The following is a 17,708-nucleotide window of genomic DNA, read 5'->3' as shown; positions in this document are numbered from 1 at the left end:
CCGCGATCGAACAGAACCGCACGTTCGGTTGTGTAGAATTGTGATGGGCTCCGTGGGCGAAAGGTGGGCGGCATGCTTGCCAGACAGCGCCAGGACGCGATCCTCGAGGAAGTCAGGCGCGCCGGCGCGGTGCGTGTGCACGAGCTGGCCACCCGGCTGCGGGTGTCCGATATGACCGTCCGGCGGGATCTCGACGCGCTGGCCAGGCGCGGCCTGGTGGACAAGGTGTACGGCGGCGCGACCTCGGTGACCGGGCCGAAGGTCGACGAGCCGGGCTTCGAGGCGAAGTCCGTGCGCGCGCTGGCGCAGAAGCTGGCGATCGCCCAGCGCGCGGCCGACCTGGTGCTGCCGGGCACCGCGATCGGGCTCGGCGCCGGCACCACCACCTGGACGCTGGCCCGCTGCCTGGACTCGGTGCCCGACCTGACCGTGGTGACCAACTCGGTGAAGGTGTCCGACGTGCTGCAGCGCGCCGGTCGCAGCGACCGCACGGTCATGCTCACCGGCGGGCTGCGCACGCCGTCGGACGCGCTGGTCGGGCCGGTCGCCGTGCGCACGCTGCGCGGGCTGCACCTGGACCAGGTGTTCCTCGGCGCGCACGGCGTGGAGATGGACGCCGGTTTCACCACACCGAACATGGAGGAGAGCGAGGTCAACCGCGCGCTGGTGGGCGCGGGCGGCAGCCTCGTCGTGCTCGCCGACCACTCCAAGTGGGGCACGGTCGGCATCTCCACGTTCGCCGAGCTGGACGAGGCCGAGGCGCTGGTCACCGATGACGGGTTGGACGAGGAGGCGAGCGAGTTGCTCAATGAGACCGTCGGCGAGTTGATCGTCGCGCGGGTGCCCGAGGAGGCCGCCGGGTGAGAAGGACCGTCCGCCGGCTCGCCGACCAGCGCGAGATCATCTACTTCGACGACTCGCCCGACCCGCCCGAGCGCACCGCGACCGACGAGCGGGATCTGCCCGAGCAGGCCGGCGGTTCGGAGATCCGCCGCGATCCGCTGACCGGCGAGTGGGTGGCACTGGCCGCGCACCGCCAGACCCGCACGTACAAGCCGCCGGCCGACCTGTGCCCACTGTGCCCGTCCACGCCGGGCCGGCCGACCGAGGTGCCCGAGTCGAGCTACGACGTCGTGGTGTTCGAGAACCGCTTCCCGTCGTTCTCCCAGGTGAACGGTCTCGGCCGGTGCGAGGTCGTGTGCTTCACCTCCGAGCACACCACCTCGTTCGGCGAGCTGCCGGCATCGCGGGTGTGCACGATCGTGGACGCCTGGGCGGACCGGACGGCGGCGCTGGCCGAACTGCCGGGCGTGGAGCAGGTGTTCCCGTTCGAGAACCGCGGCGAGGAGATCGGGGTGACGCTGGCGCACCCGCACGGCCAGATCTACGGCTACCCGTTCGTCACGCCGAAGACCGAGCGCATGCTGACCGTCGCCCGCGAGCACGGCCGGTCGCCGATGGGCGATGTTCTGGCCATGGAGCGGGCCGACGGCTCACGGGTGCTGGCGACCTCCGAGCACTGGACGGCGTTCGTGCCGGCCGCCGCGCGCTGGCCGGTCGAGGTGCACCTGGTGCCACACCGTCAGGTGCCCGATCTGCCCGCGCTCACCGACGCCGAGCGGGACGACTTCGCGCGGGTCTACCTGCGGGTTCTGCACATGCTGGACGGCCTGTACGACCGTCCGCTGCCCTACATCGCGGCGTGGCACCAGGCGCCGGTGCGCACCGGGCGCGATCTGTCCTGGCTGCACCTGGAGGTGTTCTCCGTGCTGCGCACCGCCGACAAGCTGAAGTACCTGGCCGGCTCCGAGTCCGGCATGGCCGTCTGGATCAACGACGTGCTCCCCGAGGACCTCGCCACCCGCCTGCGCGCCCTCGATCGCGGACTTTTGCTGGGTTAAGTGCGCACGCATACCGCGCGGTCTACGTCAAATCCGTTGTCCACAGGCTCCTGACCTGCGGAGTTGCCGTGCGTGGTCGCCCGACACCACCTGGAGGCGCGTACTTTAGCGGGCTAAAGTCCCCCATATGCAACTAGTTGCACTGCATCTAGTTGCGCATTACCGTGTCACAGCATGGCGCTGGAGCACGCGATCCTCGTGTCGCTGCGAGAACGGTCGGGGACCGGCTACGAGCTGGCCCGCCGGTTCGACAAGTCGATCGGGTTCTTCTGGAGCGCCAGCCACCAGCAGATCTACCGCACCCTCAAGCGGATGGTGGACCTCGGCTGGGTGACGGTCACCGAGGTGACACAGCACGGCCGCCCTGACAAGAAGGTGTACGAGGTCGGCGACGGCGGTCTGGATGAGCTACGCCGGTGGCTGACCCAGCCCGGCGAACCCGCCGCCGTGCGGATGGAACTCGGGCTCAAGCTGCGCGGCGCGTCGTTCGGCGACACCGACGCCGTGCTGGCCGAGATCGTCAGCCACCGGGACCAGCACGCCGAGCGGCTGGACGTCTACCGGGTGTTCGAGAAACGAGATTTCCCTGATCCCGCAACGCTTTCCGGGCAGCGACTGCACCAGTACCTGGTACTGCGCGGCGGCATCAGGGCCGAGCAGGCACTGCTCGATTGGTGCGACGAGGTAATCCACGCGATGAAACGAGACAGGCGATGACTGAGTACCCGAACCTGTTGCGCCCGTTGAATCTCGGGTTCACCACCCTGCGCAACCGGGTCCTGATGGGCTCGATGCACACCGGCCTGGAGGACCGCTCCGGCGACTTCGGCAAGCTCGCCGAGTACTTCGCCGAGCGGGCCCGCGGCGGCGTGGCGCTCATGGTCACCGGCGGTTTCTCGCCGAACCGCAGCGGCTGGTTCTACCCGTTCTCCTCGAAGATGAGCACGTCCCGCGAGGCACGCGAGCACCGGGTGATCACCGACGCCGTACACGACGCGGGCGGCAAGATCGCGCTGCAGTTGCTGCACGCTGGCCGGTATTCCTACCACCCGCTGAAGGTGGCCCCGTCCGCGATCAAGTCGCCGATCACGCCGTTCACGCCGAGGGCACTGTCCGACCGGGGTGTACGCGGCACGATCACCGACTTCGGGCGCGCGGCGGCACTGGCCCGCGAGGCCGGCTACGACGGCGTGGAGATCATGGGCTCGGAGGGCTATCTGATCAACCAGTTCCTCGCGCCGCGCACCAACAAGCGCAAGGACCGTTGGGGCGGCTCGTCGGAGAACCGGCGGCGCTTCGCGGTCGAAATCGTCCGCGCGGCACGGAAAGCCGCCGGCGAGGACTTCATCATCGTGTACCGGCTGTCCATGCTGGATCTGGTGCCGGACGGGCAGACCTGGGACGAGATCGTCGCACTGGCCAAGGAGATCGAGGCGGCCGGCGCGACGATCATCAACACCGGCATCGGCTGGCACGAGGCGCGCGTGCCCACGATCGTCACCTCGGTGCCGCGCGCCGCGTTCACCGGTGTCACGGCGAAGCTCCGCCCGCACGTGAGCCTCCCGCTGATCACCTCCAACCGGATCAACATGCCGCAGGTGGCCGAGGAGGTGCTGGAGCGCGGCGACGCCGACATGGTATCGATGGCGCGCCCGTTCCTGGCCGACTCGGAGTGGGTGATCAAGGCGGAGTCCGGACGCGCCGACGAGATCAACACCTGCATCGCGTGCAACCAGGCGTGCCTGGACCACACGTTCAAGATGAAGAAGGCCACCTGCATGGTGAACCCGCGCGCGGGCAACGAGACCACGCTGAACCTGTTGCCCAGCAAGCGATCCAAGCGCGTCGCGGTGGTCGGCGCGGGGCCGGCCGGGCTCGCCGCGGCGACCAGCCTGGCACAGCGCGGGCACGCCGTGGACCTGTTCGAGGCGGACGGCGACATCGGCGGCCAGTTCGACATCGCGCGGCGCATCCCCGGCAAGGAGGAGTTCTCCGAGACCGTGCGCTACTACCGGCGGCGGATCGAGACCACCGGCGTGAAGCTGCACCTCAACCGCCGGGTCACCGCGAGCGAGCTGGTCGAGCAGGCCTTCGACGAGGTGGTGATCGCGACCGGCGTGGTGCCCAGGGTGCCGTCGATCCCGGGCATCGACCACCCGACCGTACTGTCCTATGTGGACGTCGTGCGGCACGGCAAGCCGGTCGGCGAGCGGGTGGCGATCATCGGCGCCGGCGGGATCGGCGTGGACGTCTCCGAGTTCCTCACGCATGCCTCCTCCCCCAGCCTGGACGCCGACGCGTGGCGCGCGGAGTGGGGCGTGACCGATCCGGAGTCGGCACGCGGCGGGCTCGTCGAGCCGCGCCCGGAACCCTCGCCGAGGCAGGTGTTCCTGTTGCAGCGCAAGACATCCCGCATCGGCAAGGGGCTGGGCAAGACGACCGGCTGGGTGCACAGGGCGGCGTTGAAGGCCAAGGACGTCGAGCAGGTGGCCGGCGTCAACTACGAGAAGATCGACGACGCCGGGCTGCACATCTCCTTCGGCAGCAAGCGTGAGCGGCCTCGGGTGCTCGACGTGGACACGGTGGTCGTGTGCGCCGGGCAGGAGTCGCGGCGCGACCTGGTCGACGAGCTCACCGAGGCCGGCGTGGTCACGCACGTGATCGGCGGTGCGGACGTCGCCGCCGAACTGGACGCCAAGCGCGCGATCGACCAGGGCACGCGCCTGGCCGCGACGATCTGAGGAGCGCATCGTGAACACAGCGGAGAGGTTTCGCGCGGCGGTGGAGGCCGGCGACCTGGTCGCGGGTACCGATCTGTTCGCCGAGGACATCGGATTCTACAGCCCGGTGAAGTACAAGCCGTTCGAGGGCATCGAGGTGGTGCGCGCGCTTTTCCGTGTGCTGCAACGGACTTTCGTGGACTTCCGGTACGTCGGCGAGTACGCCGGGTCCGAAGTGGACGGTCACGTACTGCGCTTCCGGACCGTGGTGGACGGCAAACAGGTGGACGGGATCGACCTGATCCAGGCCGACGACAGCGGGCGGATCGCCACCTTCACCGTGATGATCCGGCCGCTGTCGTCACTGCTGGTGGTCAGCGAGGCGATCCAGCGCGGGCTGGTCGAGGACGGCGTGCTCAGAAGTTGATGTACCGCTCCAGCCGCAGCGGCTCGACCCGGTCGGCAAGGTGGACCTCCGCGGTCAGGTTGAACATGCCCCACCCGGCGGTCCGCAGCTCGAAGTTGGTCTCCCGGTCGACGACGGTGCGGTCCGGCTCGTAGAACGTCGGATGCAGGTGGTAGACGACCTTGTTGACGCGATCGAGGTCGTTCTCGTTGTCGGATTCCAGGAAGACCCGAATGCTGTAGTAGCGGTAGGCGCCCCGGTCCAGCGACTTCTCCCGGCGGGCCGTGTGCGCGAGATGGATCGAGGCCGCGAGTTCCACGGGCTCGTGCCGCGTCTGCGCCGCGATCGTGCTCGGCGGTGCGTCGAGCACGGGCTGAGCACCCGGTTCCGGCTCCTTGCCGGACGACTCGTGCGGTGACGACGCGCCGAGTCTGATTCCCGACGTGCCCGCCTCGAACGAGTCACCCCGCTCCACCCGGCTGTTGACGGCGTCGAAGAACCGGCGGACACGGCGGCGGAACGTCAACACCAGCAGCCCGACGAAGACCGGCCAGATCAACGTCTGGAAAAACGGTATCCAATCCTTCACAGCGCCCCCGGGGAGTGTTTCGTGTCAGTTGATCTGGATGTCCACGCAGGCGTAGAAGGCGTTCGCCGTGTCGTAGACGTTCCAGATCGCGAGTAGCCGCTGCCGGCCGGAGAACCCGCCGACATCGACGTTGTGCGTCAGCCCGTTCGGCGGCTGTTGCGCGTTTCCGTTGAAGTCGCCGACCTTCGTGCCACCGATCCAGTACTCGAAGTTCGACGTCCGGTGCGCGGCGGTGAACGTCCAGGTGAAGTCGACCGCCTTGCCGACCGAGGCGGCCTGCCACGGCTTGCTGTCGTCGCTCAGTTCGGCGAACTGGGCGTTGCCGCCGTGACAGTCACGCAGGCCCTTCGGGCCTTCGACACTCTGTGGTTCCCACTTGATCGGCCCGCATTCGACGGTGCCCTTGGCACATTGCGCCTGCCGGCTCGGTGGTGCGGAGACATAGCCGTGGGCACTGGCCACACCAGGTGTGACAGCCACGATGACGAGTGCCATACCCAACGTGGCGAAAATGGTGGAAATCCTGCGCCTCGCGTTTTTCATTTGTTCTCCCTCTCGGTTCGTACACACCGCAGAAAGGAGGCAGGGAATAGCCGGAGAGCACCAAATGGCGCAGCAGAGAAAAACGTCGTCCCGCCGTGCGGGACAGCGCCACCGTCTTCCCCGACTGGTGCCACCTACGTGGTCTAGACCATACTCGGAAGCGACATCGGGTCAAGGGTCGGTAACGAGCCGTCAGCGGATTGGCCTAGTCCATTCGTAGGGTCGGCCGCCCGGACGGAGCAGCCGCGAAACCAACTCGCCCGTGCTCGGCTCGTCCGGTACGGTCGCGGGGTTGTTTTCGCTGCTGAGAGTAGGTTTCGTCAATGGCATGCCGTATCAGTGAGCTCGTGCTCGGTTGCCGCGAGCCTGAGGTGCTTGCGCGGTTCTGGTGCGAGGTCCTGGACTTCGTCGTGCTCGACCGCGAGGACGACGGCACGCTGGAGATCGGGCCGCGCGAAGGGTTCGGCGGTCCGCAGCCGACGATCATCCTCAGTCGCCAGGACGAGCCGGAGAAGGGGAAATCCCGGCTGCACATCGACGTCAACGCCACCGACCGCGATCAGGACGCCGAGCTCGAACGCCTTCTCGAACTCGGCGCTCGCCCGGCCGACATCGGCCAGACCGGGGAAGAGCCGTGGCATGTTCTGATCGACCCGGAAGGCAACGAGTTCTGTCTGCTCAAGGCCCGTATCGCCGCACTCTGATGCCCTAGTCGACCCCCTCGGGAGTGGCACCCTCCACGGAGACGCCGTCCGCCACGATCCGCTCGATCTCGACCAACTCGTCGGCGGTCAGGTCCACCTCGGCCGCGCCGATGCTGTCTGAGATGTTTGCGCTCGCTGCGCGCGCCCACGATCGCCACGTGTACACCGGGCCGCGCCAGTGTCCAGGCGATGGACAGCCTGCTCACCGAGATCCCCTTGCCGGCCGCCAGCTCCGCGAGCCGGTCGACCACGGACACGTTGCGGCGCAAGGTTTCCCCGCGAAACGCCGACGAGTGCGCACGACCGGACCGGAGCGCAGGATCAGTCGTCGTCGTCATCCCCGTCGTCGTTGTCGTTGTCGTCGTCGCTGTTGTCGTCATCGTCGTCGTCATCGTCGTCGTCGTGATCGCCGTTCTTGTTGTCGTCCTTGTCATCGTCGTCGCTGTGCGACCGCTTCTTGGACTCCTCCCGCTCCTTGCGAGCCTGCTCGGCGCGGTACTTCTCGGCCGCCGCGTCGATGCTCGCCCGGACCAGGTCGTCCGTCGTGGTCATCAGCTCGTCGTAGGACTCCTGCTTCTTCGGCTGCGCGGGCGCCGGCGTCGGCCGTGCGGGAGCCGGCCGCTGCTGCTGGACCGGCTGCTGCACGGGCCGCTGCTGCTGCACGGGCCGCTGCTGCGGCGCGGGCTGCTGCCGCACGGGCTGCGGCTCCGGCTGAGCCTGCCTCGGCTGCTGCTGGGCCGGTGCCCGGTCACGCTGCTGCTGAGGCTGGGCGACCGGTCGCAGCAACTTCTCCGGCGTGCGGGCGATCCGGTCGACCGGCCCACCTTCACGCTCGCGGCCGTCGCGCTCCTCGTTCCCGCGCCGCCCCGTCTCGGCGGGCGGGCGGCCGGCGAACTGGTCCCTCGGCTGCTGTCCCTGCTGCGGGTGCGGGTGCCGGTCCTGCTCCCGGCCCTGCCCCTCCAGCACCGGTGGCAGCATCGGATGAGTCGGGAACACCGTCGGGGTGGGACTGCCCGACGGTGCGACTCGGGGTGCCTGAGGCTGGAACTCGCGGTCCTCGGGGTGGGACTCGCGGTCCGACGTGGAGCTGGTCGTCGGGCGCGTCGGCCCGATGATCCGCTTCGGCGTGGCCGTCACCACCGGAGCCGGGACGGGCACCTGGGCCACCGCCGGCGGTGCTGCCTGCAGTGGCTTGCCGAGCACCTGCTCGGCCACCGGACCGAAGAAGTCCGCACTCGTGCCCGCACCGATCACGGCGGGTGCCGCGGCCGCGGTGGCGACCACCGCCGCGGCCGCGGCGACCGATCCGCTCGGCGCGATGTGCGTCCGCTTGCGCCGCCGACCACCCGGCGGACGCGGCCCGACCGCCTCGTCCTCGGCCTGCGCGGGTGCGACCGGTGCCAGCTCCTCGATCAGCGCGGCGAGCCGGCGCTCCTGCTGCGGCCAACCCTGCTCCTCCGCCCACCGCCGCGCGGCGACGAGCTGCGCGTACTCCGCGTCCAGCCACTCGCGCGCCTCGGTGCGCCGGTGCAACGGCGGCAGCCCCTCGTCCAGCTTCGGACGCGCGTGCCTGGCCCGCTTACTCGCGTCCCGATTCATATGCGGCACAACGGCTTTCCCCGCCCGCACGTAGTAGTCGATCATGCGACCGGCGGCCGTCTTCCGCTTGCGCGCCGGGTCCTCCGCCTCGGCGACCGAGCGTGCGTAGCAGTCGATCGGCACGGGCAACTCGTAGTGCCCGCTCGTCGTGGTGACCGCGAGGTGCGCGCTCACCAACACCTCGAGCAGCCGCTCAACCTCCGCCAGCGGCAGGTCGGCGAGTGCTGCCGCGGCGTGCGGGCGCACCGCGCGCACCGGCGCCGAGCCGAGCGTGCGCAGCATCCGCCGGACGTCCTCGTCCAGTCGCAGGTAGGACGGCACCAACGCGTCGGTGACCGACACGTCGTCGGACAGCTCGTCCAGCCGGCCGACCGGGTCACGCAACCGCTCGGCGAAGTCGGCGACCGTCCACCTGGCACGGTGGCGCAGCCGGGCGCCGGCCACCCGCAGCGCGAGCGGCAGCCCGCCGCAGGCCCGCGCGACCTCGGTGAGCGCCCCGGTGTCCGCCGTACGCCTCGGGTCGCCGATCGCGCCGCGCAGCACGGCCAGCGCGTCCGACTCGGCGAGCGGGTCGAGCGTGATCGTGTGCATGTCCTCGACGCCGCCGAGCCGCTGCCGGCTGGTCACCAGCACCAGGCAGCCCTCCGACGCCGGCAGCAGCGTCCGGACCTGCGCGGCGTCCGCGACGTCGTCGAGCACCAGCACGGCACGCGCACCGGTCATCCGGGCGCGGAACCGCGCGGCGCGCGCGTCCACGTCACCCGGCGCGTTGTCCTCCCCCAGCGCGCCGAGCAGCGTGCCGAGCGCCTCCCAGGTGGCGCGCCCGGCGTCCGGGTGCCCGCGGTGGGTGCGCAGATCGACGTGCAGCGCGGCGTCCGGGTAGCTGTCGGCGAGCTGACGCGCCGCGTGCACCGCGAACGCCGACTTGCCCACTCCCGGCATGCCGTCGATCGCCACCACCAGCGGAACGCCGGCCTCGCCGCCGTGGGTCGCCGACAGCAGCCGCAGCCCGCGCAACTGGTCCGCGCGGCCGAGCAGATCGCCGATGCTGGACGGCAGGAAGTTCGCCCGCTTCGGTGCCGCTTTCTCCTGCGGCACAACGGGAGTAGGAGTGTCCTCAGTGGACGGTGACTCGTCGGCCAGGATGCGCTGGTGCACCCGGCGCAGGTCCGCGCCGGGCTCCATACCCAGCTCGTCCACGAGCAGCCGGCGGGCCTGCTGATACGCGCCGAGCGCCTCGGCACGCCGGTCGGCCCGGTGCAGCGCGTCCAGCAGCCGGCACCACAGCGGCTCGCGCAGCGGGCTCTCGGTGATCATCGCGCGCAGCCGGCCGATCGCCTCGCTGACCCGGCCGAGCGCGAGCAGCGAGTCCACCAGCGCCTGCAGGCCGTCCCAGCGCAGCTCGCCGAGCCGTGCGCCCTCTGCGGCGGCGAACCCGTTGTCCCCCAACGCTTCGAACGGCTCGCCGCGCCACAGTGCCAGTGTCTCGGGCAGCGTGTCGGCCGCCGCGGCCGGGTCACCACCGGCGAACGCGGCACGGCCGGCGGCGATCCCCTCGGCGAACACGGTCAGGTCCACTTCGTCCGGCTCGACCGCCAGCCGGTACCCACCCGGGCGGGAGTCCATGGCCGGTCCGCCGGCCTCGCCGTAGCCGGCCGCGGTGAGCAACTGGCGGATGTGCCACACGTGCGTCTTCAACGTGCGGCGCGCGTTCTCGCTGGCCCGGTCACCCCAGACCGCGTCTATCAACACGTCCGACTCGACCCAGGAGTTCGCCCTCGCGAGCAGCGCGGACAGCAGCGTGCGCACCCGGTCGCTGGTCACCGGGACCACGTCACCGTCACGGCCACCGATCTCCAGCGGACCGAGCACCCGAAACACGATCATCGTTCGCTCCTCACTCGAGTCTTCGCCATACGGGTGCGTACGTTCGTTCACGGCCCACCGCCCGGTTCCGGTCCCTGGTAGCCCTCACGCGACGAGTCGTCGATGCCGACCTCGTACTCGATATCCGGGCTGACCTTGTTGTCCGCGACGGTGGCGTTGGTGGATTTGATCGCGAGCCCGATCGCCTTCGTCGGCGCCGCCGCGAACTCGTTTCCGGTGATCGTCGCGTGTTGAATGTCCTCGAACATCAGCGTCTGCGCGGCTTTGCGCGTCTCGCAGAAGTTGTTCCTGATCGTGAAATGGTGAGAATGGCCTTCGCCGTTGCCCTCGCCCTCGTTCGGCCCTTCCGCCATCAGGCACATGTTGTCGATGCGCTCGCAGCGATTGCCCTCGATCAGGACGTCCTCGCTGGCCGGGGTGTTGGTGGCGTAGATCTGCATGCAGTCGGCGTGCCCGTGGTCATTGCTGGTCTCGCGCACGATGTTCTGCTGAATCCTGATGCCCTTGCCGAAGAAGCGGATTCCGTCGCCGTCTCCGTCGACCGGTTTGTCGATCGTGTTCTTGCGCAGCGTGATGTTGTTTCCCTCGGCGCGAATTCCGGGTGCTTTCGGCTCGGCGAGCGTGAAGTTCTCCACGATCACGTTGTCCGCGTCGATCGTGATTCCGTCGACATCCTTGCCGGTTCCGTCGTACACCTTCGGATTGTCCGGAGTACCGCCTTCGGTGATGTGCAACCGCTCGCGCTTGGGCCGCTCGTCAGGGGAGGCGATGGCCAGTGTCGGCACCGCGACCCCCGCGGTGAGCACGAGCAGCGCGCTGAGGACCTTCAGCCGTGTGACACGCATAGCCCCTGTGTTCCCGTCGTCGTCTGCCGAGGACGCGGGCACAGTAACCAGACCGCTACGGGACCGGTCCCGGATCAGCGGTGAGGTTCGCGGACTTTTGCGGGGTTAAGTACGCATGCACACTGCGAGTCGCATGTCAAGTACGCGATCCACAGGGCGCTGACCTGCATCATTGGTTTTTCCATCGCACGGAATCATGAAAAACCGGGGGACTTTAGCCCGCTAAAGTCCGCCGCGGCGGTCAGGTCGGGTCGAGTCGGGCGGCGAGCAGGGCGAGATCGCGCGGCACGATCGAGGTGGAGTCGACCAGCACGCTGATCAGGCGATCGTTGAGCGCGTTGCCCACCGGTTCGCCGTGTTCCTCCCGGGTGAGGCCCTCGACCCCGGCGGCGGACAGGCGCTCGCGGACCTTGGTGACCAGGCGCTCGACCTTGCGAGCGTCCCACTTGTCCTGCGGGTGGATCTCGGCGAGCAGGTCGGCGGTGCCCTGCCAGGTCAGCGGCTGCGGGTACTTCTCGTGCATCAGGTACCGCCGGCCGAGCAGGACCAGGACAAGGCGCTCGGTGTCGCTGAGCGTCCAGGTGCGCCCGGACACCGTGGTCACGTCCGGGCGGGCGGCCGGCTGACGGTCCCGCTCACCGCAGACGTACACCTCCAGCAGGTGTTCCCGGCGCGAGCCCTGCACGTAGACCGGCGTGTACCCCGGCTCCAGCGGCACCGGGTCCTCGTCCGGGGTGAGCCGGCGCGAGTCGCGCACCCGGATCGGGCGCTTTCCGTTGTTGGACAACCACCACAGGCCACGCCGGTAGGTGAGCTCGCCGTGCTGCCGGCTGACCCGCTCGTCGTCGACGCCGACCGGCACGTGCACGTCGTCGCGCTTGCGCCCGAACAGCACCGTGCGTCCCTCGCGAGCGCGCACGGTGTAGCCGCCGAGCAGGCTCAGCACGAAGATCGTGCCCTCCTCGCCACCTTCCTGGGGCGCACCGAACGCGAGGCTGTCGTGCCACGGCGGCAGCTCGGTCACGATGGCTCCTCGTGTCACAGTGGCGGCAACTTGGTGACGGCGTTGCGGGCCAGTTCGACGGCCGGGCCGCACAGCCGTTGGGGATCACCGCCGCCTTCGACCTCGATCATGATCAGCTCCACCGCCGGCGAGCCGCCCGAACCACGATAATGCCGGTACGGAAGGTTCACCACGCAGTCGCCGTCCTCGTTGACCTCGATGCGTCCCTCTCGCCCGCCGACGTCGATCGCGCGCCCGTCATCGGCGATCGACGGGTCACGGTCGAAGATCACCTTCACGGATATACCCGACGCCTGCTTCAGCCACCGGCACCGCCAGTCGCCGAACTCCGACAACGGCCTGCGGGTGTCCACGCCGGCGACCCGCGACAGCACCGGCGCGTCCACCAGGTCACACGCCTTGCGCTGGCCAAGCGAGCCGGATGGCAACGCCCGGGTCGGGATCGGGCCGCCGCGCAGCACGCCGACGATGTGCGCCACGGTCTGCTCGGCCACGGCGCACAGGTCGACCGGGTTGTCGCCGCCCACCTCGCGCACGGTGACGTTCACCCGATTGCTGTCGGTGAGCACGATGTCGATGACGCATTCCTTCGGTTCCGGCAGCGACCGAAGCAGCGTCAGGTCGCCGAGCCGCTCGGCGCGCGCCCGCTCCTGGCTGGGCAACTCGAACTCGACCTTGACGTCCACGTCCTCCTTCTCGTTGCCGTCGGCGAGCCGGATCAGGATGTCGCAGCGATCGAAGCCGCCGTAGTCGTCGTCCAACTCGGTGCGGCCGAACCGGTCCAACCGCAGCGACTCGACCAACGCGCACGCGTCGGCCGCGCGCGGATCCCGGATCGCGGCGCCGGTCATCTGCTGATTCACTTGCGGCGCAGCACTTTCCGCGTTCGGTGTGCTGCCTCCGCCGAGCGCCACGACGAGCGCCGTCGTGGCCACCAGCACCAGCACGACAGCCACCGCGACCACCGCGATGTGGCCGGGGCGGCGCCCACCGCGTACCCGTCCGACCGCCGGTGCGCGACCGTCGGCCACCTCGCGCAGCATCGCCGCCGCGCCGGCCGCGTCCGGACGCCGGCCCGGGTCGGGGTGCATCAGCGCGGCCAGCACGCCACCGAGTTCGCCGGCGCGGCTGGTCGGCGTGATCGCCGCGTCGCCGGCCCTGCGCAGCAGCAGCACCTGGCCGCCGGTGCCGTACGGCGAACCACCCTCGACGGCGGCGTACAGCGTCGCCCCCAGCGAGAACACGTCGGACGCGGCGCTCGCCCGGTCGCCGCGCGCCACCTCGGGCGCCATGTACCCGGGGTTGCCGACCACGTCGCCGGTCGCGGTCACCGTGACGTCGCCGGCCACCGAGCGGGAGATGCCGAAGTCGGTGAGCTTGGCCGTGCCGCCGGAGCCGACGAGCACGTTGCCGGGGCTGACGTCGCGGTGCACCACACCCTTGGCGTGCACGGCGCTCAGCGCGTCGGCCACCTGCGCGCCGATCGCGGCGGCCCGCTTCGGGGAGAGCCTGCGCTTGCCGGCCAGCCCCTTGGCCAGGCTCTCGGAGGCGAAGTGCTCCATCACCAACCAGAACTGGCCGCGGTGCTCCACGACCTCGTGGAAGCTGACGATGTTGTCGTGGTGCAGCGACGCGGCGATCCTGGCCTCTTCACCGAGCCGGCGCTGGCCGCGCTCGGTGTGCGTCTCGGTGTCGGCGGCGCGCGCCTGTTTGAGCGCGACGACTCGGTTGCTCTGCTCGTCGGTGGCGCGCCAGACGACGCCCATGCCACCCTCGCCAATCGGTTCGACCAGTCGATACCGACCCGCGATCAATTCCCCTGCGTCCACGAACACCCCGCGCTGTGACTTCGCAGCATCAAGCCAACACCCAGCGCGACGACCGTACTACCAACGGACTAGTACGCCTAGGGGCAGACGGTTAGGGTTGGCGTGATGAACGTGCTTGTTCTCGGTGGTTACGGCGCGGTCGGTGCGGAGATCGTCGCCGAACTGCGCGACAGCGGCGACACGGTGCTGGCCGCCGGGCGCGATCCGGCACGGGCCGATCGCGTGGTGGACGTGACCGACCTGGCCGGCTACCGGGACGCACTGTCCACTGTGGACGTCGTAGTGAACGCCTGCGGCGCGGAGGATCTGGCGCTCGCCGAGATCGCCGGCGAGCAGGGCGCCGCGTTCGTGGACATCACCGCGACATCGAGCTATGTCGAGGAGTTGGAGCGGCTCGAGCCGCGCGCACCGGTGCTGCTGAGCGTGGGCCTGGCACCCGGGCTGACCAACCTGCTCGCGGCCGAGGTGCACGCCAGCGCACCCGGCCCGGTCGACATCGTGATCCTGCTCGGCGCGGGCGAGGCACACGGCGATGCCGCCGTCCGGTGGGCCTACGGTCTGCTCGGCAAGCCGCTGACCGACCCGGAAGGCGGCCGGATTCGCAACTACACCAAGGGAAAGCGGTTCGAGCTGCCCGGCTTCGGGCGGCGCACGGTGTATCGCGCGGACTACTCCGACCAGCACGCGCTGACCCGCGATCTGGGCGTGCCGGTGCGCTCCTACTTCGGCACCGACAGCCGGCTCGCCACCGCCGGGCTCGCCGCGCTCACCTGGCTGCCCGCACTCGGCGGGATCGCCAGCAAGGTGCACCCGCCGGGGAGCGACCGGTGGCTGATCCTGGCGCGCGGGCAAGACGGCACGACCCGGCACGCGCACGGCCGCGGCCAGTCGCACGGCACCGCGGTGATCACGGCCGCCGCGGTGCGCGCCGTGCGGGATCTCGAGCCGGGCACGCACCACCTGCACCGCGTGCTCTCCCTGGCCGACCTGCCGGCCGGCCGGGGTGTGGACCTCAGCGATTGATCATGCTCGGATGCGCTTGGCGAGGCGCCCGCTGACCAGACGCGCCGCCTGCTGAACGGGTGTGGCCAGGACCCGTGACCTCCCATTCTCCGCCGCGTTCAACCTGGGGTCACACGCCGCTCGGTTCCACAGTGGACCGAACCGCGCGCGGCAGGCAGAGCGCCACCGCGACCCCGATCCCGGCGAACACGACACACGCGATCAGGCCCGCGTTGAACCCGTCCACCAGGTCGGCCCGGGACACCACGACCGTGGTCACCACCGCCGCGCCGAGCGCGCCGCCGATCTGAAACGCCGCGGTGTTCGTGCCGGAGGCGACACCCGCCTCCCGCTCACCGACGCCGGCCAGCGCCGCCACCGACGCGGCCACCGTGCCACCGCCGAGCGCGATGCCGAACACCAGCAGCCCGGCGAACAGGTGCGTGAAGTAGCCGCCGTCGACCGACAGGCCGTACAGCGCCAGACAGCCGACGCCGGCCAGTGCGATCGCCGCCGCGGCGACCGGCCGGAACCCGATCCGGGTGACCAGCGCCTGCGCGCCGAACGAGCCGACCAGCGTCATCAGGGTCATCACCACCGTGCCGAGGCCGAACTCCAGCGGCGTGTAGCCGAGCACGGTCTGCGCGTACCGCGACACCACGGTCGACATGCCCCACGCCGCCATACCGAACAGCAGCATCACGAGATTGCCGCAGACCAGCGAGCGCGAGCGGAACACGCGCAGCGGCACCAGCGGCGCGGCCGACCGCGACTCGGTCAGCCAGAAGATCACGCCGAGCACCACCGCCCCGAGCAGCAGACCGATCGTGCGCACGCTGAGCCAGCCGGCCACCGGCGCCTCCACCACGGCGTAGGTGAGCAACACCAGCGCACCGGTCAGAGTCACCGCGCCAACGGGATCGAAGCGCCGCACCGTCTCCCGCACGCCACTCTCCGGCAGCAGCCGCACGCCGAGCGCCAGCAGCACGGCGGCCACCGGCACGTTCAGCAGGAAGATCGACTCCCAGCCGAGCACCTTGGTGAACACACCGCCGATCACCAGCGCGGCGGTGGCGCCCAGCCCGCCGGAGCCGCCCCACGCGGCGAGCGCCTTGTTCCGCTCCGCGCCCTCGTCGAACGTGGTCATCACGATGGCCAGCGCGGTCGGTGCCATCATCGCCGCGGACACCCCGTGCGCCACCCGTGCGAGGACCAGGATCTCCGGTGTCCAGGCCAGCCCGCACAGCAGCGACGCGATGCCGAAAAGCGTTGTGCCCCACAGGAAAACGCGTCTGCGGCCGAGTAGGTCACCGGCCCGTCCACCGAGCAGCAGCAGCCCGCCGAAGCTGAGCAGGTAGGCGCTCATGACCCACTGCGCGCCGCTGGCCGTGAAGCCGAGTCCGTGCTCGATCGTGGGCAGCGCGACGATCACGATCTGCGCGTCCAGGATCACCATGAAGTTCACGACGCACAGCAGCGCGAGTGCGCGCCAGCGGCGTGGGTCGTTCTCGCTCATTGGTTGGCCCTCCGTTTCGGTCTCACCGTTGAGACCTCACGAAGGCCGCCGAGTCATCGCTCGCCCGGGAATTCCTTTGGTAGGTCGAACCGCGGGAACAACTCGGTGTCGATGAACGCGGTGATCGAGGCGATCTCGGTGCCGCGCACCGTGAGCACGTCGATCACCTGCCCGACGAACGCCTGCCGCTCCTCGTCCCACATGTAGCAGCCGACCGCGAGCTGCCCGTTCGCGGACGTCGGAATGTGCCGCCAGCCCTCGGTGAGCGGGCCGCGCAGCAGGAACGCCGTGATCGCCTCGTGCCCGCGGTACCACTGCGGCAGCGGCGGCATCGACCAGGTGGCGTCCTCGGCCAGCATCGACACGATCGCGTCGATGTCGTGCCGCTCCAGCGCACGGGTGTAGTCGGCCACGATCGCGCGCAGCTTCTCGTCGTCCAGCGCGCGCAGGGTGGCCTGCTGACTGCGGTCGGGCACCCGCTCGGCGACGGCCTTGCGCGCGTGTTGCAGGGCGCTGTTCACCGCGGCGGTGGTGGCGCCGAGCGCGTCGGCGACCTCCTTGGCGGAGAACCCGAGCACCTCGCGCAGGATCAGCGCGGCGCGCTGGTTGGCCGGCAGGTGTTGCAGCGCGGCGACGAACGCCAGCTCAACGCCCTCGCGCTGCTCGTAACTCGCGTCCGGGAGGAGCTGGTCCGGGTACGGCTCCAGCCACACCGACTCGGTGACCGGGCCGGCGTCCTCGGGCGGCGCGGCGAAGTCGGTCGGCAGCGCGCGCTTCGACCGGCTGGACACCGCGGTGAGGCAGGCGTTGGTGGCGATCCGGTAGAGCCAGGCGCGAAACGAGCTGCGGCCCTCGAACTTGGTGAGGCTGCGCCAGGCACGCAGCAGCACCTCCTGCAGCACGTCGTCGGCGTCGTGCACCGACCCGGTCATGCGGTAGCAGTGCACGTGCAGCTCACGCTGGTGCGGCTCGAGCAGATCGCGGAACGCGTGCTCGTCCCCGCCACGCGCCGCGTCGAGCAACACGGTCTGGTCCTCCATGCCCCCATCACACCGCACCCCACCGACACTCCGCACCCGCGCGCCCCGCGCCCCGCACCCGCGAAGCTCGACCGCCTCCCCGGCAGTTCCCAGTAATGGGTAC

The 17,708-nt window shown here is 70.2% G+C and carries 16 protein-coding genes and 1 pseudogene; 7 read left to right on the top strand and 10 right to left on the bottom strand.

Annotation, left to right across the window (positions count from 1 at the left end):
* Nucleotides 1-72: 72 nt before the first annotated feature.
* The 5 genes from EV193_RS21220 (at nucleotide 73) to EV193_RS21200 (ending at nucleotide 5,048) form a co-directional block, all read left to right on the top strand.
* Nucleotides 73-864, top strand: coding sequence for a DeoR/GlpR family DNA-binding transcription regulator (locus tag EV193_RS21220; protein WP_130345948.1), 792 nt, complete (start codon nucleotides 73-75; stop codon nucleotides 862-864).
* On the top strand, nucleotides 861-1,901 hold the full coding sequence (gene galT / locus EV193_RS21215; protein ID WP_130345947.1) for a galactose-1-phosphate uridylyltransferase: 1,041 nt from the start codon (nucleotides 861-863) through the stop codon (nucleotides 1,899-1,901). Before EV193_RS21220 ends, galT begins: the two co-directional genes overlap by 4 nt.
* Before the next feature lie 174 nt (nucleotides 1,902-2,075).
* On the top strand, nucleotides 2,076-2,618 hold the full coding sequence (locus EV193_RS21210; protein WP_130345946.1) for a PadR family transcriptional regulator: 543 nt from the start codon (nucleotides 2,076-2,078) through the stop codon (nucleotides 2,616-2,618).
* Nucleotides 2,615-4,642, top strand: coding sequence for an NADPH-dependent 2,4-dienoyl-CoA reductase (locus tag EV193_RS21205; protein ID WP_130345945.1), 2,028 nt, complete (start codon nucleotides 2,615-2,617; stop codon nucleotides 4,640-4,642). The genes EV193_RS21210 and EV193_RS21205 overlap by 4 nt, the downstream gene beginning before the upstream one ends.
* Nucleotides 4,643-4,652: 10 nt before the next feature.
* A complete protein-coding gene (locus EV193_RS21200) occupies nucleotides 4,653-5,048 on the top strand; it encodes a nuclear transport factor 2 family protein (RefSeq protein WP_130345944.1) in 396 nt (131 codons plus the stop codon).
* Here the strand turns inward: EV193_RS21200 and EV193_RS21195 are convergent.
* A complete protein-coding gene (locus EV193_RS21195) occupies nucleotides 5,038-5,586 on the bottom strand; it encodes a pYEATS domain-containing protein (RefSeq protein ID WP_165401444.1) in 549 nt (182 codons plus the stop codon). The genes EV193_RS21200 and EV193_RS21195 overlap by 11 nt on opposite strands.
* Before the next feature lie 54 nt (nucleotides 5,587-5,640).
* Nucleotides 5,641-6,159 (bottom strand): lytic polysaccharide monooxygenase auxiliary activity family 9 protein, encoded by a 519-nt coding sequence (locus EV193_RS21190; RefSeq protein ID WP_130345942.1) that lies wholly within the window; start codon nucleotides 6,157-6,159, stop codon nucleotides 5,641-5,643.
* Between the two features lie 323 nt (nucleotides 6,160-6,482).
* Here EV193_RS21190 and EV193_RS21185 point away from each other — a divergent pair, with 323 nt between their 5' ends.
* On the top strand, nucleotides 6,483-6,863 hold the full coding sequence (locus EV193_RS21185) for a VOC family protein (RefSeq protein WP_130345941.1): 381 nt from the start codon (nucleotides 6,483-6,485) through the stop codon (nucleotides 6,861-6,863).
* A 4-nt stretch (nucleotides 6,864-6,867) separates the two neighbouring features.
* On the opposite strand, the gene EV193_RS34195 is transcribed toward EV193_RS21185, so the two are convergent.
* The 6 genes and pseudogenes from EV193_RS34195 to EV193_RS21160 all read right to left on the bottom strand — a co-directional run bounded on the left by EV193_RS34195 (nucleotide 6,868) and on the right by EV193_RS21160 (nucleotide 14,047).
* Complete coding sequence (locus tag EV193_RS34195; RefSeq protein WP_242613568.1) at nucleotides 6,868-7,029, bottom strand: hypothetical protein; 162 nt, start codon at nucleotides 7,027-7,029, stop codon at nucleotides 6,868-6,870.
* Nucleotides 7,030-7,039: 10 nt separating this feature from the next.
* Nucleotides 7,040-7,201 (bottom strand): annotated as a pseudogene (locus EV193_RS34190) (aldo/keto reductase); the annotation flags it as partial.
* On the bottom strand, nucleotides 7,185-10,349 hold the full coding sequence (locus EV193_RS21175; RefSeq protein ID WP_130345940.1) for an AfsR/SARP family transcriptional regulator: 3,165 nt from the start codon (nucleotides 10,347-10,349) through the stop codon (nucleotides 7,185-7,187). The gene EV193_RS21175 and the pseudogene EV193_RS34190, both read right to left, overlap by 17 nt.
* Nucleotides 10,350-10,396: 47 nt before the next feature.
* A complete protein-coding gene (locus tag EV193_RS21170; RefSeq protein WP_130345939.1) occupies nucleotides 10,397-11,194 on the bottom strand; it encodes a right-handed parallel beta-helix repeat-containing protein in 798 nt (265 codons plus the stop codon).
* Between the two features lie 241 nt (nucleotides 11,195-11,435).
* Nucleotides 11,436-12,218: an FHA domain-containing protein gene (locus EV193_RS21165; protein ID WP_242613547.1), complete on the bottom strand. Its 783-nt coding sequence runs from the start codon at nucleotides 12,216-12,218 to the stop codon at nucleotides 11,436-11,438.
* A 14-nt stretch (nucleotides 12,219-12,232) separates the two neighbouring features.
* Nucleotides 12,233-14,047, bottom strand: coding sequence for a serine/threonine-protein kinase (locus EV193_RS21160; RefSeq protein WP_278044205.1), 1,815 nt, complete (start codon nucleotides 14,045-14,047; stop codon nucleotides 12,233-12,235).
* 105 nt (nucleotides 14,048-14,152) lie between these two features.
* Between EV193_RS21160 and EV193_RS21155 the strand changes: the two genes are divergently transcribed.
* On the top strand, nucleotides 14,153-15,070 hold the full coding sequence (locus EV193_RS21155) for a saccharopine dehydrogenase family protein (protein ID WP_130345937.1): 918 nt from the start codon (nucleotides 14,153-14,155) through the stop codon (nucleotides 15,068-15,070).
* A gap of 109 nt (nucleotides 15,071-15,179) precedes the next feature.
* Here EV193_RS21155 and EV193_RS21150 read toward each other — a convergent pair whose 3' ends face one another.
* The gene (locus EV193_RS21150; protein WP_130345936.1) at nucleotides 15,180-16,565 is read right to left on the bottom strand and encodes an MFS transporter; all 1,386 of its coding nucleotides are present in this window, start codon (nucleotides 16,563-16,565) and stop codon (nucleotides 15,180-15,182) included.
* A 53-nt stretch (nucleotides 16,566-16,618) separates the two neighbouring features.
* On the bottom strand, nucleotides 16,619-17,605 hold the full coding sequence (locus EV193_RS21145) for a sigma-70 family RNA polymerase sigma factor (RefSeq protein WP_130345935.1): 987 nt from the start codon (nucleotides 17,603-17,605) through the stop codon (nucleotides 16,619-16,621).
* Nucleotides 17,606-17,708: the final 103 nt, after the last annotated feature.

The sequence above is a fragment of the Herbihabitans rhizosphaerae genome, assembly GCF_004216555.1.
Classification (GTDB): Bacteria; Actinomycetota; Actinomycetes; order Mycobacteriales; family Pseudonocardiaceae; genus Herbihabitans; species Herbihabitans rhizosphaerae.
Note: the sequence above shows the minus strand (reverse complement) of the source record. Positions and strands in the feature narration are given on the sequence as shown.

What these genes read in the sequence shown, in the direction of transcription:
- EV193_RS21220 (WP_130345948.1), top strand. Translation starts at nt 73, where the DNA reads ATGCTTGCCAGACAGCGCCAGGACGCGATCCTCGAGGAAGTCAGGCGC.
- EV193_RS21210 (WP_130345946.1), top strand. Translation starts at nt 2,076, where the DNA reads ATGGCGCTGGAGCACGCGATCCTCGTGTCGCTGCGAGAACGGTCGGGG.
- EV193_RS21205 (WP_130345945.1), top strand. Translation starts at nt 2,615, where the DNA reads ATGACTGAGTACCCGAACCTGTTGCGCCCGTTGAATCTCGGGTTCACC.
- EV193_RS21190 (WP_130345942.1), bottom strand. Translation starts at nt 6,159, where the DNA reads ATGAAAAACGCGAGGCGCAGGATTTCCACCATTTTCGCCACGTTGGGT.
- EV193_RS21185 (WP_130345941.1), top strand. Translation starts at nt 6,483, where the DNA reads ATGGCATGCCGTATCAGTGAGCTCGTGCTCGGTTGCCGCGAGCCTGAG.
- EV193_RS21175 (WP_130345940.1), bottom strand. Translation starts at nt 10,349, where the DNA reads ATGATCGTGTTTCGGGTGCTCGGTCCGCTGGAGATCGGTGGCCGTGAC.
- EV193_RS21170 (WP_130345939.1), bottom strand. Translation starts at nt 11,194, where the DNA reads ATGCGTGTCACACGGCTGAAGGTCCTCAGCGCGCTGCTCGTGCTCACC.
- EV193_RS21155 (WP_130345937.1), top strand. Translation starts at nt 14,153, where the DNA reads ATGAACGTGCTTGTTCTCGGTGGTTACGGCGCGGTCGGTGCGGAGATC.
- EV193_RS21150 (WP_130345936.1), bottom strand. Translation starts at nt 16,565, where the DNA reads ATGAGCGAGAACGACCCACGCCGCTGGCGCGCACTCGCGCTGCTGTGC.
- EV193_RS21145 (WP_130345935.1), bottom strand. Translation starts at nt 17,605, where the DNA reads ATGGAGGACCAGACCGTGTTGCTCGACGCGGCGCGTGGCGGGGACGAG.